The following is a 24,849-nucleotide window of genomic DNA, read 5'->3' as shown; positions in this document are numbered from 1 at the left end:
CAAATAACCAACAAACTGGTCGCCAAACTAAAGCAATGCTCACAATAGACTAGAGCCCAAGGATAAAAATATACATGCGGCATATTACTCACTCTTTTTCCAGGTTATTAATAACCTTGCTTATCGTTTCCTTCGTCATTTTTCTGATCATGGAAGCCGTTCCTGGAGATCCTGCTGAAATTATTTTAGGTATGTCGGCGCAACCCGATACCTTAGCGGCGCTCCGAGCCCAACTAGGCTTAGATCAACCTCTTCTTACTCGCTACAGCGTATGGTTAGTCGGTTTATTGCAAGGTGATCTGGGTAACTCTTATACCTATTCCACCGCAGTCTCAGAACTCATTAGTGAACGCCTTGCGGTAACGCTACCGTTGACCGCCATTGCGATTATGTTATCAGTCGTTATATCGGTTCCTTTAGGTGTGTTGGCGGCAGCTAAACCAAACAGTGCGGTTGATATTTTTGCCTCATTCTTTTCTCAAATTGGTATCGCAGTACCAAATTTTTGGATAGGTTTACTGTTAATTTTAGGTATAGCACTCACATTTGGCTGGTTTCCTTCAGGCGGTTTTCCCGGATGGGACACCAGCGTTGCGCTGTCCTTACAAGCATTGGTTTTACCATCGATTGCGCTGGCTATACCACAAGCGGCGGTACTCACTCGAGTAACGCGCGCGGCGGTACTTGAAGTCATCAACGAGGATTTCGTTCGAACAGCAAGAGCGAAAGGTGCCACTCCTAGTCACGTGCTTTGGCGTCATGTGATGCCCAATGCACTCATTCCTGTTGTAACCATGTTAGGCATGCAAATATCAGTATTGATTGCTGGCGCAGTGTTAGTTGAAAACGTATTTAACTTACCTGGCATGGGTACGCTAGCCTATCAAGCTTTAGCGCAACGAGACTTAATTGTCATTCAAAACGTTGTGTTATTTTTTGCCGCCATTGTTATGGGCGTTAATTTCATCGTCGACGCACTCTATACCATACTAGACCCGCGCTTGAGGAGCAGATAATGAAACACTATTCTTGGTCTCTGATTATTGGTGGGTTAATCACGCTTATTTTGGTCAGTGCTGCTATTTTAAGTCTTTTCTGGACACCTGCTGACCCAACACAAATTAACATCACAAACCGATTAAGTCCGCCTGGAGCCGACGCTTTACTAGGTACCGACCATTTTGGTCGAGACGAATTATCCATGATCATGACTGGAGCATGGGTCTCACTTGGTATCGCCTTTTCTGCTATCGCCATTGGTGGATTTATTGGCACGGTACTCGGTGTAACCGCAGCATCACAACGTGGTGTATTCGAATCATTAGTCATGCGAGTCAACGATGTGCTATTTGCTTTTCCACCAGTTCTATCTGCTATATTATTGGCAGCCATACTGGGTGGCGGACCAGTAACCATTATTGTGGCTATAGCCCTGTTTATGATTCCGGTTTTCACTCGTATAACCCGCGGAGCTGCGCTACAGATCTGGGCTAGAGACTACATACTCGCGGCACGTATGGCAGGAAAGAGCCATGTTAGAATAACCATTGAACACATTATCCCAAATATTGCTGCACAAATTATCGTGCAAATTTCTATCCAGACTGGACTTGGTATTTTGACCGAAGCAGGTCTGTCCTTTCTCGGTCTAGGTATTGCGCCTCCAACACCAAGTTGGGGCCGTATGCTAGCCGATGCTCAAACCTATCTTTCAACTGCTCCTCATCTAGTTTTTGTCCCTGGCTTAGTTATTTGTATTGCCGTACTAGGACTAAACCTATTGGGTGATGGACTACGAGATTTAACTGATCCGAGACGGAAACAATCGACATGATGCTTGATATTAAAGACCTAAGAGTCACGTTTAACAACGACAATGGCCAACAAGTCGAAGTCGTACACGGAATTAATGTCTCTCTTGCTAAAGGAGAAACCCTCGGAATAGTCGGAGAAAGTGGTTCTGGCAAATCAGTGTTGTCCTTAGCAACCATCGGACTACTGCCAAAAACCGCACAAGCTTCCGGTCAGATTCTGTTCAATGGTGAAGATATATTGTCAAAATCAGAACAACAGATGTGCGCATTGCGAGGGTCTAAAATTGGGATGATCTTCCAAGAACCGATGACCGCATTAAATCCAGCAATGAAAATTGGCAGTCAGATAGCAGAAGGATTGAGACTGCATCGTAATATTAGTCGCTCAGAGGCCAATGCTGAAGTTATTCGACTACTAGAAATGGTTAAGATTCCTGATGCAAAGCGAAAAGCTCATTCTTATCCGCATGAAATGTCAGGGGGCCAACGACAACGTGTCGGGATCGCTATTGCACTGGCACTGGAACCAGATTTACTTATCGCCGATGAACCAACTACAGCACTAGACGTGACAGTCCAAGCAGAAGTCCTCGATATTCTAGACGATTTGGTTAGTAAACTCGGTATCGCATTGATCTTAATTTCTCACGATTTAGGGGTAATCGCCCGCATTGCCGATCGAACGCTAGTGATGTATCGAGGCGATGAGATAGAACAAGGAGAGACTGAACAGATATTGCGTCAACCAAGCCATGCGTACACACGTAAATTAATCGATGCACAACCTAGACGGGTTCGTAGTGACTCTGTTCGTAGTGACTTCACAGCAGAATCCGCCAATTAAGGAGACAAAATATGAGCTCAAAATTACTAGAGATCATTGGTCTCACACGAGAATTCAAGCTTGGCAATACCACAGTTAAAGCGGTAAATGATGTCAACTTGTCGATTAATAAAGGCGAAATCTTAGGTGTGGTCGGCGAAAGTGGATCGGGGAAATCAACTTTAGCCCGTATTGTAATGGCTTTAGATAAACCCACTGAGGGCAACATTTTGTTCGAAAATTGGGATATCTTCACTCAACGAGCCGCCCATTTACGTCGCATGCGAGCCAACTTTCAAATGGTCTTTCAAGATCCTTACGGCTCACTCAACCCTCGGCATAAAATAGGCCGAATAGTTGCAGAGCCTTTGCACCTAGAAAAAAACGCACCTAAAGGAAAAGCGTTACGTGAACGAGTGGGTGTTTTACTGGAAGAGGTTGGCTTATCGGCTGCGGACATGGACAAATATCCACACGAATTTTCTGGTGGACAGCGTCAACGTATCGCAATAGCCCGAGCACTCATCACCAAACCTAAATTATTGGTTGCAGATGAAGCGACTTCGGCACTCGATCTTACCGTTCAAGCACAGATACTTAAATTGATTCTGAAGATGCGCGATACCCACGGTATTTCTGTGCTGTTTATCACGCACAATATTGGCGTAGTCGATGCAATTTGTGACAGTGTTGCGGTAATGCAATCAGGCAAAATCGTAGAAGCAGGTCCCGTTAGGCAAGTACTGGATAATCCAAGCAAAGATTACACCAAACGTCTTCTTTCTGCTGAGTTAACGTTGGATACCATAGGCCGAAAAGGTCGCCAAGTTATTTAATTTAATATGGATGTTAAAAATATGACTGATTTCTCTAAACTCAATACTCGCGCTCTTGTACAAGCTTATGAAGATGGCAGTACTAGTCCATCAGAGTACATGCATTGGTTAGTAAACCAAGTTGAAAAAATCGAACCTAAAATATGCTCGCTGTACGCTTTTAAACCAGAACAAGCCTTACAGCAAGCAGAAGAGTCGACCATTCGTTGGCACAAAGGACAAACAGTTGGCCCATTAGATGGCGTTCCAGTAACGGTAAAAGAGCTCATCGCCACTAAAGGCGACCCTATTCCTTTAGGCACGGCTGCCAGTGATAAAACTCCTGCAAGCGAAGATGCTCCCACCGCCGCTCGTTTAAAAGAAGATGGCGCCATTATTTTTGCTAAAACGACCTGCCCAGACTACGGCATGCTTTCTTCAGGACTATCCACCTTTCACCATTTAAGCCGCAACCCATGGGACTTAACTCAAAATCCCGGAGGGTCGTCGGCCGGCGCAGCCTCAGCCGCAGCCGCAGGATTAGGCCCATTACACATCGGGACAGATATCGGCGGTTCGGTGCGCCTACCAGCAGGTTGGACTGGCTTATTTGGCTTTAAGCCAACATTAGGTCGTATCCCAATTTATCCTTATTATACTGGCCGTTCAGCAGGCCCAATGACGCGTACGGTTGATGATGCCATCATGGTTATGCCAACCATTTCTCGTCCTGATCATCGCGATGCCACTTCTGTTAAGTATGAGAATTTACAATGGAACGTTCCAGCGGCAGATGTGCGCGGTATGAAAATTGGTTTAATTCTAGATGCAGGCTGTGGCATAGACCCAGAACCAGAAGTAAAAGCAGCGGTCATTCAAGCCGCCAAGCAATTTGAAGCCGAGGGTGCGGAAATTATTGAGTTAGGTCCAATATTAAAACGCGAACAGCTTGATGGGTTAGACGTATTTTGGCGAGCTCGGTTCTGGAATACCATGCTAGGGTTACCTGAGCAGAAACGGAAACTTATCCTACCTTATATTTATGAGTGGGCAAAAACTGGTGGCGATGCCAACCCTCTTGATGTCGTGAAAGGCTTCGATGGCACCATGGAAATGCGTAACACTTGTGCCGATATTTTTACTCAAGTTGACGCAGTTTTATCCCCTGTTAACCCGAATGTTTCTTATCCAGCCGATTGGGCGTCCCCTACCAATGATCCACAAAAGCCATTTGAACATATTGCTTTCACTATGCCTTGGAACATGGGAGAACAACCCGCTGCTTCTATTAATTGTGGCTTTTCGAAAAGTGGAATGCCGATAGGCTTACAAATTGTTGCCGCAAAATTTGAAGATTTAAAAGTAATTGCGCTAGCAAAAGCGTATGAAAACTGGCGCGGAGCTATCACTAATTGGCCAGAGCTCTAATCAGCATACGTTAAACCAAAGCGCGACCATAAACCGTGCATAAAACCGTGAGTGTTAACTTATCAACCTGTTCGCTATTTATAACAATTAAGCTATGTAAAATCCGTACTCTATCATTAATCAATATCTAGAATGATTTGTCGCTTAAAATAATAAACAGCCAATTAATAAGTTAACACTCACCCAACTATAAAACCCTAGCCTAAGCCCTTAATTCCATAGCGTGTTTCTGCCGCTTTTACCGCTCTAATGACCGCAGTAGCCATGACTTCAGCAGCCAATGCGCCTAGCATAGAAACATCAGCTTTTTTATCCCCAGTCGACAAAGTAAATATGGTGTCGCCATCGTGTAACGTATGGATAGGATTAATCACACGAGCAAAACCATCATGCGCCATCATAGATACTTTGGTGGCTTGAGCTTTGGTCAAAGAAGCATTGGTTGCGATGGCACCGATGGTTGTATTAGATGCAGTGACCTTAGATTCATCGCCACTACCGAGCAATTGTTTATAAACATTCATTGCTCCTGCAAACCCTGATTTATCGTCGTTCAATACACCGGCAATAATCTCTCCAGACATAGGGTTAATAACATCACCTACACTATTTACTGCCACAATCGCGCCGATAACAATGCCATTGCAGGTCATACTCGCGGTCCCTAACCCACCTTTCATCGCCAGATCCATGCCTTTCGTTTTACCGACCGACGCCCCCGTTCCTGCTCCTACATTGCCACAACGAGTTTCGTCAGTTTTAGCATTTACACAGGCTTGATACCCCATGCTCTTATCTGGTCTAGCGTGATAATCCGCAACTGGCAAATCAAAAAGCACGGCACTAGGAACAATGGGAACAACCCCCACGCCCACATCATAACCTCTGCCGTTTTCTTCACACCATGCCATTACACCGTCTGCCCCGGCCAGCCCATAAGCACTGCCACCACCAAGATACACGGCATGCACTCCTTGAATTAAATTGACGGGGTTGAGTGCATCGGTTTCTCGCGTTCCGGGACCTCCACCAGCGACATCCACGCCACAAACGGCGGCATTATCTGGCAGAATAACGGTGCATCCTGTTCCACCTATGTCGTCTTGAGCGTGTCCAACCTTAATTCCGGGCACATCACAAATTGAATCACGCATAACTTAGCTCCTTGCTTGTATGTTCATGTTGTTGAGTAGTAATTTCGGTTGAACTCATCCCTAATTCTTCCAAAAATCACTTGAGTCTGTCACGGATAAGATCCGCCAAACCACCTTGATTATTATCACTATCACAGACTAAATCAGCGATATTTTTTACTGCGTCATCCGCGTTTTTCATTGCGACACCTAATCCAGCGAGCTTTAGCATCGAAATATCATTGTGATTATCGCCTACCGCCATAACTTGATTCGGTTGATAACCAATTTGACCGATGTATTCAGCTAAACGTATTCCTTTATTATTGCCTTTTAAAGCAAAATCCACTCTATTTGACCATGATTTTTCACCCGAAAAATGCTCAGTAACGAGCTCGGACTGCTGCATAAGCTCTATCGCTTCTGGTTCGCCTTCAATCACGAATTTCCAAACATACTCAGCGGCGTCAATTTGTTGCTGTAGCGATTCGGCTGGTCGGATCATGGGTTGCATTTGCGTCGAAAAATTCTCTGCCCAACGTTGCATGGCACCAATATAATCCGGTGAATTAATACGTGAATACACCATGGAATGTGTATCATATAGCACCACTTTCATTTGATTACGTTCAGCTAATTCTAGAAACTGTTTGGCTATGTTATGTGGTACAGCGTTTTGGGAAACGATTTCATCATTAACGAAATCATAAATATAGGTGCCATTACAGCAGATTACCGGCGTATCTAAATTCAATTCTGCATGATACGGCTTAACCGCGGTGTGATGGCGTCCTGTCACTAGTACAACATGGCAAGATTGTTTTACTTCGATGATCGCGGCTTTAACATCAGGGTGGATCTTATGATCGCTATTTAATATTGTTCCATCTAAATCAAGCGCTAACACTTTTAACATAATTTCCCTCACCCTGCTGTTGGTCGATATTTAAGATACACTTAGCCATTGTCACTGAAAATCTGATTACGTCCATTCTTTTTCGCTTGATACATGGCAATATCTGCCCGATGCACCAATGAATCTATATTTTCATTTCCTAGCCGCTCTACCACTCCAATGCTCACGGTAACCTTTGGCTTAACCGATTGATTTTCTATTGTTAGTCTGAGTTTTTCTAAGCTTGTGATAGCTTGCTCTACATTACAATCGGGCAAAAGAATAATAAACTCTTCTCCTCCCCAGCGACAAATATGGCCAAGACCTTCTAGTTGTGATTGACAAGCGTGAGCAACACGCTGTAGTACATGATCACCAATTTGGTGACCGTAACTATCATTAACCGATTTAAAATGGTCTATATCCAGCAGCGCAATTGACAGTGGTTTGCCCGATTGGTTGCTCAATTTAGATTCTTTAACCACAATATCATCAAATGCTTGACGATTAGATATACCTGTCAATTTATCGGTATGAGCCATCTTAACTAGCCGAGTCTGATAGCCTTTGACACTATAATGGATCACCAATAAAACAAGAAATGCGACCGCAATACTTAAAGAAAAATCTTTTAACAACGTGGTAATAAAGCTGCGTTTATCGAAGGTATCTTTTTGCTGAACCATAATATACCACTGAAACTCTTCTACCCAGCGACTACTAATATAAAACTCATCGCCTTCAGCAGAATAAGAGCCACTCATACTGGGTGTAGTAAGAATCTGTGTTGCCAGCGATCGCAATCCCTCTTTTTCTTGAATAGTGTTAAAACTAAATGGTTGCGAGCCATGCAGCGTCACTTCGCCCAATTCATTGATAAAATAAATTTCTCTATTATAGCGTTTCTTATATTTTTCAATAATCCCCGCAACAGCATTTGAGCTAAGACCGACACCAATCACTCCCATAAATCGACGCTGAAAATCGTACACTCGGTAGTTCACAAAAACCACAATATCATTTCTGTTGGCGGTATCTTGATCAATATTCACTTCGTATTCTATTCCAGGATCCTGTGACTTTACTCGGAAGTACCAAGCGTCATCAGGATCGTCTTGCGAAACTTGCTTCAAAATACCACTATAATGGTAATAATTTCGGGTTTTATCCGACACAAAAAAGCTGGTTACGGTTCCGTATTGTTGCTTTATTTCGTTGAGATATTGAACGATTTTGTCGGTAGTGACTTCACCTGATAACGTCCAATCTCGGACAAACGTATCCTGAGCCATCAAGGAAGAAATAAAAATTGGCCGTATAAGATCTTGTTGTATTTCTGAATAGATATTATCGCTAGTGAGAGGCAGAGAGTCTTGCTTTATTTGCTCTTCTAATGTTTCGTGTGCAACCTGATAACTCACAAAACTGGTAATAATAAAACCACATAAAATTAAGCTAACAAGTAGCCAGGTAAGTCGAGTATGAGTCATTGATAAAATTAATATTACAATTGAATTTATGTATCTTAATGCATGTATCAGGCATCAATTGACCAAACCTAATACTTATGTGATTTTAATCACACTTTAAATCTAGTTAACGCAGATTTAAAATGCTCACCGATAAAATAATTTATTATGAAAGTACAAACCGACCACTTAATAATAGAAATAAGCGGTAAATTTGGCGGAAATATCCTCTTTATACCAATGTTGGTATTGAACTTGATTACGAATCGCGACCTGTCGATTCAAAGTCCATTGCCAAGTAGCAGTCATTGCCGTGTCCTGCTTTACCTTTGAATCGAATAAAGATAAATAGTTGCCTTGCAACCCAATACGGTGATCATGAGTCATTTGGTACAGTATTCCCGCTTCGACACCTAGGCCTAGCGTAATATCATAATCTGTCAGTTCACCATGGCTGATCTCACTTGAGAACAAGGTGTAAAGGTGTAAGCCATCGGAACGTCCCCAAGCTTTTCCTGTGCCACCTTGGACAAAGATTCGTCCGGCTTGCTTATCATCGGTAAGACGGCGATCAAATCCAGTACGTATATTCCAAGCCAAACTATCGAACACCTGATTACTGGGTGCAAGTGCCATTGCATCCAATAAATAAAGCTTATCAAGACGAGTTTCATCATTTTTATCAAGACTCAACTGAGTATCTAGGAAGCTAATTTGCGCTCCGGGAATAAAGCCGGCTTGCGAATCAAAAAGATCATGGTAAGCCGCGCGCCATTCAAATGTTGCTTTGTCTGCTATCTGTTTATTCGTTTGCAAGCCCAGACCAACCCGAGCGGAACCGTGCCCTTTTTCGGGAGAGACTTCCGGAACCGGCACCGATGAAAATGGAGATGGGACATTAATTTTACTACGTTGTATCAACAACTGTGTCAGTTGTTTGGCTGCAGGATCTCGTGCTAATGCTTGGTCGTACAATTCAAAATTGAGCCATTCGTACGCTAATTCAAGAATTGCGGCTTGTTCGCTCGGTGTATACTTTTCAGCTTTTGGATACTCACCTGTTTTTGCCTGCACTACCGCATCAAAAAGACTTGGTTCAATTTGATTTGCTTGATGTAATAAACGTGTACCAAATGCAGCTCGGTACTTCGGCACATGTAAAAGATTATTATTGGCTAACGTGTCTACCGTATCAGACGGTATTGCTTGCAAAGGAAAGTCACTGATAAGTGATAAGTCATCATTGGCTAATTCTAGTAACGCAAGCAGTTGGTAAGAACAGTTTTCATCAAGAAAATAGTAATCAAACTCAGCGCTTTGTAACTCCCACAAATGCAGCAATATTCGAGTTACCTCCTCTTGAGACAAGTTGAGTTTGTATTCCCAAATATCTCTCGATTCCATATCGTTATATTCACGAACTTTTCGATAATATGGTACAACCGAAAACCGCCCCGGATAGCTGCCGATTAAGCCTTTTATTGCAAATAAAGCGGGGTTATCTTGTGTTTCGGGTTCGGCAGCAAAATTAATGGCAAAGGCGACCAACTCTTTATGACGAGTTTGATCTCTGGCGTCAACACGTAATAATGTATGGCCAAACATTGAAGAAGGGTTATTCATAAAAGCGGTAGGAAACACCAGTGTTAATCCTTCAGGATCAATCACATCACGCCACTCTTCTAATTCGGGACAGTTAAGTTGCGCTTGCCTGCCCTGTAGCGATTCTAGCCAAGTATAACGGGCAGGATATTTACACTGCGCTGCAGTCGCGATGTCAATATCGGGATGGTATAACGCTTCGATGCTGGCAACGAGTTCAGAATAAGGTGATGTTTTCCCATTCGCAGCAAGAAAAAAATCGCCTTGTTGAATGGTACTTACTGGCCCACGAATCGGTTTATCCAAGTAGTGGTTTAACTTCAACCAGTAAGAGTGATTGGCTAACTGTTCAATGTTTTGTTTGTTGTGGTCAAATACCTTAGGCGCGTTAATCTCAGACGTATTAGAAACAGAAATAGTAGTGACAGAAGCACTGAAAGCAGAAACAGAAAATGGTAGTAAAAAACACAATGAAACAAGGCGGCCAAAAAGCGAAGATATCATGATATACCGTGATGGTTTATTGAAGTTTTCTATATTATGTTCATTTATATCAAAAATAAACAAAAGAAAAAGTGCCCCGTTGGAGCACTTAACATACTGATGTGATCAACAAAGATTAAAAGTACTAAAATCGTTTTATTAAATACGGTAGTCAGCAAGTACTGAATCGTTAGCGATCAGTGTGTTTAAGTTAACAAGAACTTCATCAGAAGTCACATTTTCTGATTTAAACACTTCAGAGAAATTTTGTTGTACAACAGCGTTGAATTCAGATTTATCCGCTTCTTCAATACCCCATACAGCGGCTAACGTAGACAATGTTTCGCCTTCACCTTTTGCCATATCACGAGCTAAATTATCCATGTTGCCATCGATAAACATCGCTAGTTTTTCTGAAGAGGTCACTGGGCCTGTGCCATCACAACCTAGAGTACCAAATGTGATACCAAAGGTTTGGTTACCAGATGTACCGTTAGTGGTTGCACCAAGTACTTTAAATACTTTACCTTCTTGGCCAGCAAACACCATAGAACCTAGACCACAACCAATATCTTGATCAGCTAGCGCCACGTTAGAAAAAGGAGCAGCAGCAAGAACAGCCATAACTAATAACGTTTTTTTCATAATTTATATCCTTATACGCAACTTAATTAACTCTTTATGAGCATCAATAAGCATAGCTTAACTTGATGTAGAATGTCATCTTTATATTATCCAGTAATCATTATATCGTGGATTACTATATTGACTAACTCGTTATTTATTATAAAAATCTCGATACCATGAAATAAACTCTGCTACACCTTCACTGACTGTCACGCTAGGCTTGTAGCCGCATGCTTGAAACAAATCATCTGTATCGGCATACGTTTGGTAAACATCACCGGGTTGCATTTCGCGGAAGTTCTTTTTCGCTTCAATACCTAACTCATCTTCGATAGCTTTAACAAAGTCCATTAATCGAATAGGCGAACCGTGACCAATATTGTATACCGCATAGGGAGCAGAACTGGTTGCTGGTGAGCCTGTTTCGACTGTCCATGACGGATCGCGAGTAGGTAAGACATCCGCTATACGAACTACGCCCTGCACAATATCGTCAACATGAGTGAAGTCTCGCCACATATCGCCATTGTTGTTGATATCAATCGTGTCACCATCCAGTATTTTCTTAGTAAAGATAAATGGTGCCATATCTGGGCGTCCCCAAGAACCATAAACGGTAAAGAATCTTAAACCAGTAGTCGGGATATCATACAAATGAGCATAGCTATGCGCCATGAGTTCATTCGATTTCTTAGTAGCAGCATAAAGAGAAACAGGGTGATCAACCGTATCTGTGGTCGCAAATGGCGTCTTACCATTCAAACCATAAACTGAACTGGATGAGGCATAAACTAAATGACCCACTTTATTTTGACGACAACCTTCCAGTATATTCAGATGACCAACCAGATTGGAATCGGCATAAGCATGTGGATTTTCTATTGAATAACGTACACCAGCCTGAGCAGCCAAGTGTATAACACGGTCAAATTTTTCATCGCTAAACAAGGCTTCCATCGCTTGTCTATCAGCAATATCGGTTTGAATAAAACGAAAATTTGCGTGTTCTATTCTTGCTAACCGAGCTGTTTTTAGGTTTACATCATAATAATCATTTAAATTATCAATGCCGACAACGTCATGATTTTGTGCTGTTAACTGTTCAACAACTGCACTACCAATAAAGCCTGCGGCTCCTGTTACTAAATATTTCATTATTCGAATCCTAGTCTCAACCAAATAAATCGCGTCTATTAAATTCCATCTGCGAACTGTTTAAGTTTATCCTTTTTACATCGCCGTACTATAACATTACCCTCGCTATTGACGAAGTGAGAAAACTCTTCAAACCGTGACTATTTCTCAGCACTGCGATTCATTTTTTACAGAAACTAACATTAATCCCATTATTGGTATTAGTTATCCCATTTACGGCGGTTTCTTATGTTGTTAAATAAAATATACTAGCGGTTCTGTTTTGCAGAATAATAGTACTAATCATCTAAGCTATTGATTCAACTGCAACGTTAATATAAGGAATAGTAATTAATTATGTGGATTGTATATGCTCTGTTAGCTGCTTTGTTCTTTGGTGCAAGAGGAATAATGTATCAATGGACATCACAAAAAAATCTAGACCGTAATCTGATGTTATTTGGTGTGTTTTTTGTCGGCTTTATTTGTAGTGCCATTGGAATGTATCTGCTCAATCAACAATGGTATACATGGTCCGATGTTATTGTTGGGCTCGCCATGGGCTTCGCTTCTTTTTCGGCGAATTCTGCTTTACACAAGGGTTTCTCTGTTGGTAAAGCCTCTCTTATTAGTATTCTATCCGGGTTACCACCATTATTTGTCGTATTACTGGCCTTTATGTTTTGGGACGAAACGCTCACCACTCAACAACTAGTCGGCTTTAGTATTATTTTTGTTGGGCTATACACAATACGTTATTCTAATGACATTTCGTTTCGTAATTTACAGGGCGCTCAATGGGGATTACTTGCGGCACTTTTCTTTGCGTTTAATGACTTATTGGGCAAGCAATCGACACGACTTGAGGCCGATACTTTTGCTACGTTAACGCTTATGTTTGGTTTTGGTAGTCTATTATTTGCAATTAACTGGTTACAAAAAAGGAAATTAAACACCAGTAATATTCACGATTCCCGCCCCCGTTGGTCAGATACTAAGACATTTGGTTGTGGAATGGTTGTAGGCCTTTCCAATGTCGCAGGTATGGTCGCTATCCTATCGGCGTTTTCACTTGGTACAACAGGCTTAGTGTCTGCTATTTCGGCAATGAATATTCTTATTATCTTATTGTATACTCGAGTTGTTCTGAAAGACGCATTTAGTCGCCAAGAGGTGATTGGCTTAACTGCTGCGCTGATCGGTATCGTCATATTACGTTTAAGCCAGTAATTCCACTAATTAACTCGAAACAAGGTTGTTAATTATAAACATAAGATTAGCTATAAACGTTATGATAGCAATAAATAGGTACTGCAGTGGGTTAGGATAATCTCTGCAGTACATATTCAACTAACAATTTTACTCGAAGTGGCAGGTTTTCTCGGTCTCGATAAAGCATTGCAAACGACTGTTCAGCACTTTGCCATTCAGGCAAAACGCGTTTAAGCTCCCCTTTTTCAATCCTAGGTAACGCTAAGTAATCGGGTATGTAACTAATACCAATCCCTGTTGCAACGGCTTGAGTCATCATTAGAACTTCATCGATCTCTAACCTAATATGCTGCTGCGGCTGGTAATTATAAGTTTCTCCGGTGGTGCAATTTTCTAATTGCCAGGGTAGTAGTTTCTCACAAACGACTTTTTCAACACCGTGCAACTGGTTAGGGTGCTGTACATGGTCTAAACATAGATCGGGATGGCTACATAATATGTTGCGGGTGTACTTCAGTTGGCGAATAACCCAATTCTCTAACTTTCGATTCCTGATTCTGAACGCGATATCAATTTCTTGCTCTTCAATATCTATTAGGTTATTGGAAAAACGTAAATCCAATTGTATTTCTGGATATTGTAATAAGAAATCGTAAAAAATAGATTTTAGGAATTGCTGACCAAAATATATCGGTGCCGTTATTCTAATTTTACCTTTTAGTTGATGTTTTTCATGATGCAGCTGCTGGCCTATTTTTCCTAGTTCATCGAATAAAGCAAAAGAGCGGTGGTAATACTGGTTACCAATATGCGTGAGAGTCACTCTATGTGCATCTCTATTGAGTAATCTCAGTTGCAAATCACTCTCTAATTGCTGTATTCGACGACTCAACGTCGACAACGGCATATTAAGGCATGCGGCGGCTTTTTTAAAACTACCGAGTTTCGCTATAGCGCAGAAACAACGTAAATCATCAAGAGAATAATTTGCTTTCATAGTCATTAATTATAAAAACTCACCATATGTTGTTAATCAACTTACCTGTAAATCGCTTGTCTTACTGATCAAACTTGCCTTGTTAATCAACTTGCCCAATAAACCAATGCTTAACATCACCAAGCTGCTCTTGATACTGAGGCAGTGTTCCAGCTAACTTATCGATGCAAGATTCAATTTCATTTTTCTTATATTGAGTGCTAATTAATTGTTCAGCTAACTGCTCCATAGGATAAGGGTCAAGCATATCACTGAAAATATTGGCTTGTTCAATTGTGCCTTTTTTAACATCCAGCAATATCTCCACTCCCCCCCAAGTAAACCGTTCATCAATCTTGTGAGTAAACGGTGGTGTTTGGCCAAAATTCCAATCCCAGCTGCTTTGCGAGGCAAATTTCTCCTCAAACCCAGGCAGATCATAAAAATGTTCTGGAGAAATATGTTCAATTTCAACAGAGGCTTGATAATGCTCAAGATACGCGGCCATTATCGCCTCGCATACCTGAGAATGGTTGATGTCAGGCTTAACCGTGTCGAGGTTAATGACGCGTGATTTAACTGATGTGATCCCTTTTGCTTTTAATTTTTTTTCATCTGGATTCAAATAATCACCAAGACGATTTAAATCAGCACTAAGTAGTAAGGTTCCGTGATGAAAGCCGCGATCAAGTGTTTCCCGGTAAGCAGACCCCGAAAATTTGCGAATACCGGCCTCGTCTTCCAACACTAAGTCATTGCGTCCATTAGCGACACCGTTAATACCTAGTTTGGCTAAACCTCGTAACACAATATCGGTAGAAATAACTTTGTCATACTCTGGCTTGCCTGCCATAAAAGTAAAATTAGTGTTACCTAAATCATGAAATACGGCGCCACCGCCAGTTTGACGGCGTGCAAGTTTAACTTGATCTTGTTCCATCTGTTCGGTTTTACATTCACGCCATGGATTCTGAGCGCGACCAATGACAACCGTATCAGCATTACGCCACAAAAACAGCACGCGTTGATCCGCAGGCATGGAACGAAAAATGGTATCTTCAACTGCTAAATTGAACCAAGGATTTGTGGAGTCAGAGATTAAAATGCGCGTTTTTACCATGATGAATTCCCAACTAAGTTACTAAGGTGATCAAGCGCAATGTCTCACTTATCAGCTCTTATATTTGTGAAATAAGTTGCCTACTATAGCTATCTAGCTATACGGGCACAACTATTCTATGGGCACAGAGCTAATGACTCATCTATTCACTGAATAATAACAAACATACTCTTAGCGTGAACAGCTAACTATTTGGAGGGATAGATTTTTTTATTTAAAGGCGAATATAATAACGAACATTGATACATGAAGTTCGGTCGCTCAGAGGAGTTGTGATGTCTAAAAAGCCAGATAGAATAACCGCAATGCAGCAGATTATAGATGCGGTAAAAATTGAATTTCCGCTTTATCGAGAAGATACCTTCAAATGCGGTCCAGACAATACCTGCATCGGTTGCCCAAAAAAACTGATGGAAATGGTCGATTCCGAAATCGGCTATTGGCAACATCAAATAAACAGAGGTATATCTCCTACCTTTGCTGATTTATATACCTTCGGTAAAATGTGTAAAAACATCAAAAGAGCACTGATTAGAAATAATCGTATCTGAAAGCGCTATTAGCTATTGTGAATAGCTAATAGCTTGTATTGTCAAGCCGCCTACTTGGTTAAACGTTGCTAAACCGGCAGTCAAAACTAAGCAAACTCTTTTAGTGCACTCATAGCTTGCTCTGTTTTGTCTTTTTGCACAAAAATATGGTCATGGTAATAACCTGCAATAACATTGGCACTGATACCGTATGAAGATAGTTTGTTTGCAAATGCAGCCGTCAGACCCACCGCCTCTAAGCTGGAATGCACCGAAAGGGTAATTAAGCTGAACACGGCATCAAACTCTAACTGACCTGCAGTCGCCACTTCTTCCTTAACAACCAATGTTAATCCTTCTTGTTCACGAAACGTGGCAATCGGTTCCATTGCTAGATAATCGGATAATGGACCATTAACCGTGCAAAAAACGTAGTTTCCATCAATAAGTTCTGGTGACATAGATTTTAATAAAATATCTAAGTCTGTAATTGCAGCCATCATTATTATCCTGTGATTTAAGTGTTTTATCGTTACTATGCTTTATTTGTTGCTGGAGTGTAACTACGATAAAATGCCTCATCACATAAGTAAAATTAATAATTTTAATCTCTAATTAAAATAACTGATTTAATAAGAATAATACATATGGGTTTTATTAATAGAATAGGCGTTCCGTATGCCTCTATTTAAATAAGATGACGTTTAATTAATCGGTTACCAAATCGATTGTAACCGGTTTATAGGTTACTTTATTTCGACCGTTTTGCTTAGACTCATATAAAGCAGAATCAGCAGAGTCTACCAATGCCCAGCCATCAAATGATTTAATATCCAGTTCATCACTGCAGCACAAACAAGAACTAAAGCCTATAGAAATGGTAACCACATCATAAATAGAGCTAGGAGCATGAACAATGCTCAAATCCGTAATACTTTTCAATAATTCGTTAAGAAAAACCTGTGCACCATTGGAATCTATATTGGGCAGAATTAAAGCAAACTCTTCTCCACCATATCTTGCAACAAAGTCGGCAGGCCTGCGAACATGCTTTTCTAGCGTTGATGCGATTATGCGAATACACTCATCGCCTTCTAGATGACCAAAGTGATCATTATATTTTTTGAACTGATCGATATCTAAAATTGCTACAGTCAACGCACTTTTATCACGTTTACAACGTTTGAACTCGGTACATAGCCGCTCATCAAAAGCTCTGCGATTGGCTAGACCGGTCATGCTATCAGTACTCGCAAGATTAGTAAGTAAAGTAATAGCTCGTTGATAATTCAAATGAGTTTGAACTCGGGCAAGCACCACAACTGGGTTTAATGGCTTAACAATATAGTCAGCAGCTCCGACATCGAAAACTTTCTCTTCAAAGTCGATTTCAGTATGACTGGTAATAAACAACACTGGAATATCCTTTGTTTTTCTGCGTTGTTTTAAAATAGAACACACTTCCAATCCATTGATGTCAGGAAGCTCTACGTCGAGTAAAATCAAATCTGGAGGACTTTGAGCAATCATTTCGAAGGCTTGATTGGCATCAGAAGCGAATCGAATTCGACCTATTGGCTGTAATGCTTTATTAAGCGCGATAACAACCGATCTATCGTCATCTACAATTAAAATATCCGCAAGTTCACTATTTATATTAATCATATGATTATCTTGCCATCATGCTGGTTTTAAGAGAAGAAAGGATAACAATAGCTTTCTTATAATTAAGCTTTATCAGGCTATCCTGGAGCTCGAAAAAGTGCTCATCTTCTATAGCTTCTCTAAAGGAACCACTATATTGATTAAATTCATCCAAAGCGCTCATATCCTGCACCTCTAACAACCCTAAAATATGCGATACCGTTTCAATGTCAAGTGGCACCATATCGCGCTTCGATAATGTGTCCATTATATCGAGTTGTTCTTGTTGCCATGCTTTCAAAATATCAGAACAATTGATGTCGAGCGTTTGTAATTCCGACGCCAATTCATCTAAGATTTTATACGCTGGTTTATCCTCTGTACGCAAAGCATTTTCAGCTTGCTCTGCTAACTGTTGTATTTTTTCTGCGCCAACTGTGCCGGAAACACTGCGGAGTTTATGGGCTTGCGAGGCAATTTGTAAACGTAATTCCTTGGACTCCGGATAATCTATGCTACGTTTAGGCCTTACTGCTAGATCAGAGTAATCGGACACTAAGGTATCTAATGTTCTCAAAAACAATGACTTATCATAAAGCAACATTTCTTTAGCTCTATTGATATTCAGTCCAATTATATTTGGCCACTCATTTATTCCTGACGCTAATTCTTCTGCAGGTAAATTTAAATCGGCGTTATCTTTGTGGCTTCCAACCAATTTTCGCAACACATTAATCACTTCCGATGGCGTAATCGGTTTAGTAATAAAGTCATTCATGCCAGCATCAAACGCACGGTTTCGTTCTTCCAATAGTGCTCCTGCAGTAAGTGCTATCACGGGTAAAGAGGTCAGACCTAAATCATGTCGAATGCGTTGAGTCGTTTCTAGGCCATCAATGCCAGGCATTTGAATATCCATTAATACCGCATCAAAATAAGCTGAAGAGCTAGCGAGTAAAGATAAGGCTTCTTCACCGCTATTTGCTTTTTGCACACTTGCGCCATTCTTCTCCAAGATATTACTAATCACCATTAAGTTTATAGCATGGTCGTCAACCACCAATATCTGCATATCAGCTAACCATTGGACATCGACAGCTTCGGTACGAGTTGACTCTAATACACGTTTAGAGTTTCCTGAATGCTTAGCAACTGCGTCGTTTACCGCATTAAATAATGAAGATGAATTGAGTGGCTGAGTAAGGAACCCAGTAATCCATTGTTCTTGATCTTGTGCCTCTACCTCTGCTTTACGTTGAGGATTATCTAACACCATCAGAACAGCGGAAAAATTTTGACGTCCGGTTTCAGAAGCAACAGTTCTGAGTGTGGATAAACGCTCGTCAATAGAACCATCGCAATTAACTATTAATACATCGGGAGGTCTAAGTTTGCTATTTCTGCGTGAAGTATAGATTTCGGTCAAGTCGTCACAGGTGCGAACGTTCTGAGATCGCCAACCAAGCGCATGGGCCATAGATTGCAACGGGCTTTGAGTATTCGACTCATCTTCAGCAATTAAGACAAATAATTTTTGAACATGGGTTGTTTGTCCTTCCAACTCCAACTGTTTAGATGTCTGAATTTTAAGCGGTAATTCTACCCAAAATGTGCTTCCAACACTGTCCTCATATCCTCTGTCCTCGTAACCCCTGTCCTCGTAATCCCTGCCATCGTAACTCTTGTCATCACTACTATAAGCGTTATCCCCGCTATCCCTCACTACATTTTGAACTACGTTATCCTCACTCTCAACGCCAAGTTTTCCGCCCATCAAGTCAACTAATTGATACACAATTGAAAGACCTAACCCCGTACCACCATATTTACGTGCGGTACTATTATCCGCTTGCACAAAGGGTTTAAATAGGCGGGCTTGTACTTCTTCTGGTATGCCAATACCTGTATCGGTCACTGAAATGCGAATGCTTACATATTCTTCCACTACACTACCGTGCGCAGTGGATACATCGATATCTGGTATTACCTTAACCGCAAGAGAAACACTCCCTTTCGAGGTGAATTTTAGTGCATTACTCAGAAGGTTTGAGAGAATTTGTTGCAAGCGAACGCTATCTGCTATGACTTTTTCTGGCAAGTTTGGATCAATATCTAGCTTAAATTGCAGATTTTTCTCTTCAGCTTGACTGGTAAAAACTAGAGATACTTCGTCGAAAAAATCCGGTAGATCCATCAGAATTTCATCAAGCTGCATTTCATTTGCTTCTATTTTAGCAAGGTCCAAAACATCATTTACTATACCGAGTAAAGACTTGCCTGAAATTTGAATTTTAGCCACAAGTTGTTGTTGTGAATAAGTAAGTTGCTCTTCCGCTAGTAAATAGCCTAAACCAATAATGGCATTTAATGGGGTTCTAATTTCATGACTTGTATTAGCTAAAAATGCACTTTTTGCTTCCGTTGCAGATTCTGCATCACGTAACGCAATATTAAGCTGTTCTTCTTGTTCTAACCTTTCTGTTATATCGCTAACCGAAATATTCACTAGCAACGTACCGTCCAAGTCAGCCGAACTAAAATTCACTTCCGCGGGAAAGGGCCTTCCATTAACACCGCAGACCGAAACCTTAATTCTATTCGACCCGCTGTGTTGCTGCGGTTGCTGTATGTATTCTATTAACTGTTTTATGTATAGCGCTTTCTTTTGGATAGGAAGCAATTTATCAATAGACTCGCCTTCTAATTCACTGCGCTTATATCCAAAAAGTTTCTCCGCTTGAACATTAACCATTTGAATAATGGCATGCTCATCAACCACAATGGTTGCATCTGGTGCTGATTCTAATAAACCTTTAAACCGCTTAAATTCTTTATTCCTCTGCTCTTCTCGCTGTGCATTCAAGCTATCTTTTTGAGTAATAATATCGTTTAACCAAAGCCAATATTGTATAACTATATTGATTAAGCTGACAAAAAGAAGTACCGCTAGAATAACACCTAGTTGCATAGCGATATGCCGAGCAACTAAAAATAAAGAAGTGGTGCTGTATATATTAAAAAAGCGATCGCTCGTATTTTCTTGAAAAGAAAAAATACTGTGTTTTGCAAATACATTACCGGTATCACCAGAATAACCGTTAATGTCAGAAAATTTTATATGTTTAAATAAAGGCAATAGGTGAAACTCATCTTGCCAGCGATGAGGATTATCGTATTCAAAAGTGAATGCTCTAGATTTATTAGTATGAAGTAAAAAGTCCCCTTCACTGTTAGTCATATACAAGTTCGTGTTTATAGTTATATTTTGCTCTAGCAACTGTAAAATACTGCTGGCATCAACATTTATAATAACAATACCAAACACATCACCATTAGAAAGAAAAACAGGAGTAGAAAAACGCCACATTGGTCGACTAGGGCGTTCAATTTTTCCATACTCTCTATTCAATGTCATGTCAGATGTAAAAACATTTCCCTTGCCGGCCAGAACCGTTGACGTTATATACGCTTCGCTGGCTTTAGATTGCAGTTTGTCTCCCGTCATCATTTCAAGGTCGTCACCTACACGCTGTATTTTGACTCGCTCCATCCAGTTGCCATTAGCTTCGATAAAACGAACTTGATAAACGTTGATATTAGACAACATATATGCTTCAAAAATATCAGCCAACCGTTCATTCCAATGGTTCAATGACTCATCATTTTGTTGTGATTTGATAGATTCGAGTTGATCTACGACCTGTGATTCGAGTTTACTATTTAGTGTTAACTCAGTATCAGTTTCTAATTTTTCTAAAACATGTATAGCAGAAGAGTTCGCTAAGAAGAGCACGTCTTTCCGATACTTACTGACAACATTATTCAACTCAGAAACCACTGACTCATCACTTTTTGAGAGATCATCATTTATTTCTACAAAATGACTTTTTACAATTAACCAACATGAAACCCCCAGAATTAACGTAAAAAACAGTAAAACTAGTCTGTGCATCTGCTTGAATCTAGGCGTAGCAAAAAATATCAACAAGCTCTGAGTGCTGAATTGATAAATTTTTTCATGCTGTTTTTCATCGTCAGTTAATCGGTTAGCTCTGAAGAAGTTAATAGTCAGTAGTGTAACAAAGGTCATGCCTAAGCAGACAACAACCGCAACACCAATATTCCATGGCCTTATTTGATTAAGCATTTGATTGGAAGGTGATATTTCCATCTTCCAGTGTTGCCCTAAGATAAATACTTCACGTACAACCGTATGATTAAATGAGTAACCCAGTGCTGTGCTTGTTGATTGATAAAAAGGATCTTTTTCTGTTTTATTAGTTAAAGTAATAAAAGCATCATCATTCAAACTACCAAGACCATCTAACACGCCATCGATAACCAAAGGCGCATAAGACCAACCTACCACTGCTTTTTCTCTCGCTTCATCAGTATTCAGAAGAACGTTATCAGCATAAATAGGTAACAGAACTAATGTACCTTTACGGGGTTTTTTGTTGGCTTGAACTAATGTAATCGGTGCGGTTAAGTACGGTGCATCATCCCTCGCCGCAGATAAAGCAGCAGAACGCCTATTTATTTCAGAGCCTATATCAAGCCCCACTGCTTGCCTATTCTTATCAAGAGGATAAATATACTGTATGACAAACCGATCGGTGTCGTGTGGAGTTAAAAATCGAATATTGAAATCAGGAGCGCCATCTTCACGGGCGTTGTTTATAAAAGCAGATTGTTGACTTGGAGAAACACGCCGTATGAAACCGAATCCTATTGCTCCGGGAAATTCTTGTTCGATATTACGACTATAAATATAATTTTCGAACTGCTTGCGAGTAACGTTTTCTGTACCTACCGCGACGATAGTACCGCGAGCGCCTCGCAACCCATATTCAAAATGCTGGAAGCGCTCAGCGATTAATTTTTCAGTATTATTGGCAAGATTATTTGTGTAAAGTTTTATTTGATATTCATTTTGAAAATGAAGCACCCACGCTACCAACAGGGTAGTGACAATGCCCACCAAGAGAGGTAGCCAATAACTAAGGTAACGTTTTTTGAAGTGCTGTTGAATTTTCATAATTCCTTACGACTTTTGATAAAACTCCCTGACGCATAAAGAAAAACCACTCTAACCATAGGGAATTATTAAAGTTTTCCATTAATCAAAATTACTAGAATAAAGACATAATAGTAATAAATAAATCACATTTCCCAAATTTATTCTCAAAGTTGATATAATCATACGGAAAAACTCATAGCGTCTAATTATTTTATTTAGTCAGAAGGCAGTATTGGTGAAATATCTAGCGGAATGACTAATTTAAATTTAGTTCCATGATTTAATTTTGACTCGACACTTATTGTGCCCTGCAATGACTTATCTACCCATTGGGACACAAAATGTAATCCAAGACCGGTATTACCATTTGAACGATTGGTTGTAACAAATGGCTCGAATATTTTGGGTAGTATATCAGTCGATATGCCACGACCATCATCTGTAAAGTCAATTTCAACGAAGTTATTCTGAACCATTTTTGCACAAATGGTTATCTCTCCTCCTAGGTTGGCTTTAAATGCATGGGTAAGTGAATTAATAACTAAATTTTGCAGAACTTGTGACAACACACCAGGGTGACTGGTAAGAGTTAAGTCTTTTTCTATTTGTGAAACTATCTCTACTTGCTGTGTTTTTGCTTCATGAAACAAAGAGCGAATTAAATCATCAACGACTTGCTCCAATTCAAAAGAGATCACATCATCTTTCGCTCTATCAATCGCTAAACGCTTAAAACTACGAATCAGTTCAGCCGCTCGCTTTAAATTGGTATCAAGCAAATCGAGTCCAACAGCATTATTTTGTATATATTGGTGTAAGGTTGATTTTTTTAATCCAGAGTTTAATTTTTCTTGCAGGCTATTAAGACTATTGCATTGTTTTGACACGACTAATATTGATGCACCAATGGGCGTGTTTAACTCATGAGCGACACCAGCAACCATCATTCCTAATGCCGATAGTTTTTCCGATTTGACTAGATCTGCTTGAAGTTGGTGCTGCTGCTCTAATAACTCTGTCATCTTTTGGTTATTAATTTTTAATTGATTTTTATCAGCAATTAGTTGTTTATTTAGACTAAATAAAGTCAGCTGAAACTTCATATCACGATAAAGAATAAAGCCACCAATAGAAATAATACAACAAACCAATATTAGTGTTTGGTAAAACGCAGAGCGAGTTATATCTTTAATGACACTTGGCGGCGTTAAAGCCATAAATAAAATGGCATTATTTTGACTATTATCGCTGGTTATATCAGTACGGCGATAACTTATTAGTTGGTTATCGATAAGAACAGCGTTTGATTCATGTTTTTCTTGCGTATGCTGCCAAAGCTTAAGATCAATCACCGATAAGTTATTTGCATATTGTTCAATATCACCTCCCCACTCTTTATTCTTATCGGGGTTTAACAACCAAAAGCCGGATTGGTCTATAATTTCTAATTGAGTTTGACCACGGTGAATGTGGCGAAATTGATTGAATAAATTAATAAGGTCATAATTTAGAATAAGTGCACCTTTACGCATTGAATCGCCATTGCCTGTCTGCAAACCCACACGAATAGTCGGTTGGTAAGGGGTCTGGATAACTTCATTTTCAATATTAAGATCAATTGGAGAGAAGTAAACCATCGGATACGGTGTATTCATAGTTTCTTTAAAATAGTAACGGGTCATCTTATTTTGCAAAAATCGTTCAGAGACAACTGTACTCTGTCCGTTTTTTACATCTACTCGCACTTTTTCTTGTCCCTTATTATCAAGCCAACGTACTTGCAACAGGGAACCGACGCTTTCACCATACACGGCAAATATCTGTGCTAACTTGGCAGTATTAAAATGTAGCTGATCACTATCTTGTTCAAGCTCTTGAGTAACTGTGGGCGTTTTATATAACCAAGTAATACTATTACCCATGTCGCCTAACGCACGATTAAACGTCGCTAAACTATCATTAAGAATTGCTTCATGTTCAAACTTGGTTGGTGTAAGTAATAAATCTAATCGATATTGATAAAAGACACTTCCAGAAACTATAGTTAACGTAATCAATCCGATAAGCACAGCTGTGAATTTACCTAACCATACTCTAGGAAGCTTGCTAATATCTTTCATACAC

19 protein-coding genes are annotated in these 24,849 nt (G+C 40.2%); 7 read left to right on the top strand and 12 right to left on the bottom strand.

Features of this window, described 5'->3' with window-relative positions; all coding sequences use genetic code 11:
- Positions 1-74 precede the first annotated feature (74 nt).
- Genes R3X26_RS04340 through R3X26_RS04320 form a run of 5 tightly spaced genes read left to right on the top strand, consistent with a single transcriptional unit; the run spans position 75 to position 4,880 of the window.
- Positions 75-1,016 carry an ABC transporter permease gene (locus tag R3X26_RS04340; protein WP_317715987.1) on the top strand — a complete coding sequence of 314 codons (942 nt, stop codon included), beginning with the start codon at positions 75-77 and terminating at the stop codon, positions 1,014-1,016.
- Positions 1,016-1,834 (top strand): ABC transporter permease, encoded by an 819-nt coding sequence (locus R3X26_RS04335; RefSeq protein ID WP_317715986.1) that lies wholly within the window; start codon positions 1,016-1,018, stop codon positions 1,832-1,834. Before R3X26_RS04340 ends, R3X26_RS04335 begins: the two co-directional genes overlap by 1 nt.
- Entirely contained in the window at positions 1,831-2,658 is an 828-nt protein-coding gene (locus R3X26_RS04330; protein ID WP_317715985.1) for an ABC transporter ATP-binding protein, read from the top strand. Before R3X26_RS04335 ends, R3X26_RS04330 begins: the two co-directional genes overlap by 4 nt.
- 11 nt (positions 2,659-2,669) lie before the next feature.
- Positions 2,670-3,473 carry an ABC transporter ATP-binding protein gene (locus R3X26_RS04325; RefSeq protein ID WP_317715984.1) on the top strand — a complete coding sequence of 268 codons (804 nt, stop codon included), beginning with the start codon at positions 2,670-2,672 and terminating at the stop codon, positions 3,471-3,473.
- A gap of 21 nt (positions 3,474-3,494) precedes the next feature.
- Complete coding sequence (locus tag R3X26_RS04320) at positions 3,495-4,880, top strand: amidase (RefSeq protein WP_317715983.1); 1,386 nt, start codon at positions 3,495-3,497, stop codon at positions 4,878-4,880.
- Between the two features lie 197 nt (positions 4,881-5,077).
- On the opposite strand, the gene R3X26_RS04315 is transcribed toward R3X26_RS04320, so the two are convergent.
- The 6 genes from R3X26_RS04315 to R3X26_RS04290 all read right to left on the bottom strand — a co-directional run bounded on the left by R3X26_RS04315 (position 5,078) and on the right by R3X26_RS04290 (position 12,244).
- Entirely contained in the window at positions 5,078-6,034 is a 957-nt protein-coding gene (locus R3X26_RS04315) for a P1 family peptidase (RefSeq protein ID WP_317715982.1), read from the bottom strand.
- A gap of 76 nt (positions 6,035-6,110) precedes the next feature.
- On the bottom strand, positions 6,111-6,929 hold the full coding sequence (locus tag R3X26_RS04310) for a Cof-type HAD-IIB family hydrolase (protein WP_317715981.1): 819 nt from the start codon (positions 6,927-6,929) through the stop codon (positions 6,111-6,113).
- Positions 6,930-6,970: 41 nt separating this feature from the next.
- Positions 6,971-8,398, bottom strand: a complete 1,428-nt coding sequence (locus R3X26_RS04305; RefSeq protein ID WP_317715980.1) for a sensor domain-containing diguanylate cyclase — start codon at positions 8,396-8,398, stop codon at positions 6,971-6,973.
- Positions 8,399-8,566: 168 nt separating this feature from the next.
- Complete coding sequence (locus R3X26_RS04300; RefSeq protein ID WP_317715979.1) at positions 8,567-10,483, bottom strand: DUF4105 domain-containing protein; 1,917 nt, start codon at positions 10,481-10,483, stop codon at positions 8,567-8,569.
- Positions 10,484-10,621: 138 nt separating this feature from the next.
- Positions 10,622-11,107, bottom strand: coding sequence for a DUF3015 domain-containing protein (locus R3X26_RS04295; protein ID WP_317715978.1), 486 nt, complete (start codon positions 11,105-11,107; stop codon positions 10,622-10,624).
- A 132-nt stretch (positions 11,108-11,239) separates the two neighbouring features.
- Complete coding sequence (locus tag R3X26_RS04290; RefSeq protein ID WP_317715977.1) at positions 11,240-12,244, bottom strand: NAD-dependent epimerase; 1,005 nt, start codon at positions 12,242-12,244, stop codon at positions 11,240-11,242.
- Positions 12,245-12,580: 336 nt separating this feature from the next.
- Between R3X26_RS04290 and R3X26_RS04285 the strand changes: the two genes are divergently transcribed.
- Positions 12,581-13,453 (top strand): DMT family transporter, encoded by an 873-nt coding sequence (locus R3X26_RS04285; protein ID WP_317715976.1) that lies wholly within the window; start codon positions 12,581-12,583, stop codon positions 13,451-13,453.
- Between the two features lie 91 nt (positions 13,454-13,544).
- On the opposite strand, the gene R3X26_RS04280 is transcribed toward R3X26_RS04285, so the two are convergent.
- Together R3X26_RS04280 and R3X26_RS04275 are read right to left on the bottom strand one after the other, a co-directional pair.
- Positions 13,545-14,438, bottom strand: coding sequence for a LysR family transcriptional regulator (locus tag R3X26_RS04280; RefSeq protein WP_317715975.1), 894 nt, complete (start codon positions 14,436-14,438; stop codon positions 13,545-13,547).
- A gap of 76 nt (positions 14,439-14,514) precedes the next feature.
- Positions 14,515-15,531, bottom strand: coding sequence for a lipoate--protein ligase (locus R3X26_RS04275; protein ID WP_317715974.1), 1,017 nt, complete (start codon positions 15,529-15,531; stop codon positions 14,515-14,517).
- A 275-nt stretch (positions 15,532-15,806) separates the two neighbouring features.
- On the opposite strand from R3X26_RS04275, the gene R3X26_RS04270 reads away from it, so the two are divergent.
- Positions 15,807-16,082, top strand: coding sequence for a hypothetical protein (locus tag R3X26_RS04270; protein WP_317715973.1), 276 nt, complete (start codon positions 15,807-15,809; stop codon positions 16,080-16,082).
- Positions 16,083-16,168: 86 nt separating this feature from the next.
- Here R3X26_RS04270 and R3X26_RS04265 read toward each other — a convergent pair whose 3' ends face one another.
- The 4 genes from R3X26_RS04265 to R3X26_RS04250 all read right to left on the bottom strand — a co-directional run bounded on the left by R3X26_RS04265 (position 16,169) and on the right by R3X26_RS04250 (position 24,845).
- Entirely contained in the window at positions 16,169-16,561 is a 393-nt protein-coding gene (locus tag R3X26_RS04265) for an ACT domain-containing protein (RefSeq protein WP_317716199.1), read from the bottom strand.
- Between the two features lie 208 nt (positions 16,562-16,769).
- Positions 16,770-17,726 (bottom strand): diguanylate cyclase, encoded by a 957-nt coding sequence (locus tag R3X26_RS04260; protein WP_317715972.1) that lies wholly within the window; start codon positions 17,724-17,726, stop codon positions 16,770-16,772.
- A 4-nt stretch (positions 17,727-17,730) separates the two neighbouring features.
- Positions 17,731-22,743, bottom strand: a complete 5,013-nt coding sequence (locus R3X26_RS04255; RefSeq protein ID WP_317715971.1) for a CHASE domain-containing protein — start codon at positions 22,741-22,743, stop codon at positions 17,731-17,733.
- A gap of 197 nt (positions 22,744-22,940) precedes the next feature.
- Positions 22,941-24,845: a HAMP domain-containing sensor histidine kinase gene (locus R3X26_RS04250; protein WP_317715970.1), complete on the bottom strand. Its 1,905-nt coding sequence runs from the start codon at positions 24,843-24,845 to the stop codon at positions 22,941-22,943.
- Between the last annotated feature and the right edge of the window lie 4 nt (positions 24,846-24,849).

The organism is Vibrio sp. TH_r3 (genome assembly GCF_033101115.1).
Classification (GTDB): Bacteria; Pseudomonadota; Gammaproteobacteria; order Enterobacterales; family Vibrionaceae; genus Vibrio.
The sequence above is the reverse complement of the archived record's forward strand: the minus strand, read 5'-3'. Positions and strand labels throughout refer to the sequence as shown.

Coding starts and splice junctions, on each gene's coding strand:
- R3X26_RS04340 (WP_317715987.1), top strand. CDS start 75: ATGCGGCATATTACTCACTCTTTTTCCAGGTTATTAATAACCTTGCTT.
- R3X26_RS04335 (WP_317715986.1), top strand. CDS start 1,016: ATGAAACACTATTCTTGGTCTCTGATTATTGGTGGGTTAATCACGCTT.
- R3X26_RS04330 (WP_317715985.1), top strand. CDS start 1,831: ATGATGCTTGATATTAAAGACCTAAGAGTCACGTTTAACAACGACAAT.
- R3X26_RS04325 (WP_317715984.1), top strand. CDS start 2,670: ATGAGCTCAAAATTACTAGAGATCATTGGTCTCACACGAGAATTCAAG.
- R3X26_RS04320 (WP_317715983.1), top strand. CDS start 3,495: ATGACTGATTTCTCTAAACTCAATACTCGCGCTCTTGTACAAGCTTAT.
- R3X26_RS04315 (WP_317715982.1), bottom strand. CDS start 6,034: ATGCGTGATTCAATTTGTGATGTGCCCGGAATTAAGGTTGGACACGCT.
- R3X26_RS04310 (WP_317715981.1), bottom strand. CDS start 6,929: ATGTTAAAAGTGTTAGCGCTTGATTTAGATGGAACAATATTAAATAGC.
- R3X26_RS04305 (WP_317715980.1), bottom strand. CDS start 8,398: ATGACTCATACTCGACTTACCTGGCTACTTGTTAGCTTAATTTTATGT.
- R3X26_RS04300 (WP_317715979.1), bottom strand. CDS start 10,483: ATGATATCTTCGCTTTTTGGCCGCCTTGTTTCATTGTGTTTTTTACTA.
- R3X26_RS04295 (WP_317715978.1), bottom strand. CDS start 11,107: ATGAAAAAAACGTTATTAGTTATGGCTGTTCTTGCTGCTGCTCCTTTT.
- R3X26_RS04290 (WP_317715977.1), bottom strand. CDS start 12,244: ATGAAATATTTAGTAACAGGAGCCGCAGGCTTTATTGGTAGTGCAGTT.
- R3X26_RS04285 (WP_317715976.1), top strand. CDS start 12,581: ATGTGGATTGTATATGCTCTGTTAGCTGCTTTGTTCTTTGGTGCAAGA.
- R3X26_RS04280 (WP_317715975.1), bottom strand. CDS start 14,438: ATGACTATGAAAGCAAATTATTCTCTTGATGATTTACGTTGTTTCTGC.
- R3X26_RS04275 (WP_317715974.1), bottom strand. CDS start 15,531: ATGGTAAAAACGCGCATTTTAATCTCTGACTCCACAAATCCTTGGTTC.
- R3X26_RS04270 (WP_317715973.1), top strand. CDS start 15,807: ATGTCTAAAAAGCCAGATAGAATAACCGCAATGCAGCAGATTATAGAT.
- R3X26_RS04265 (WP_317716199.1), bottom strand. CDS start 16,561: ATGGCTGCAATTACAGACTTAGATATTTTATTAAAATCTATGTCACCA.
- R3X26_RS04260 (WP_317715972.1), bottom strand. CDS start 17,726: ATGATTAATATAAATAGTGAACTTGCGGATATTTTAATTGTAGATGAC.
- R3X26_RS04255 (WP_317715971.1), bottom strand. CDS start 22,743: ATGAAAATTCAACAGCACTTCAAAAAACGTTACCTTAGTTATTGGCTA.
- R3X26_RS04250 (WP_317715970.1), bottom strand. CDS start 24,845: ATGAAAGATATTAGCAAGCTTCCTAGAGTATGGTTAGGTAAATTCACA.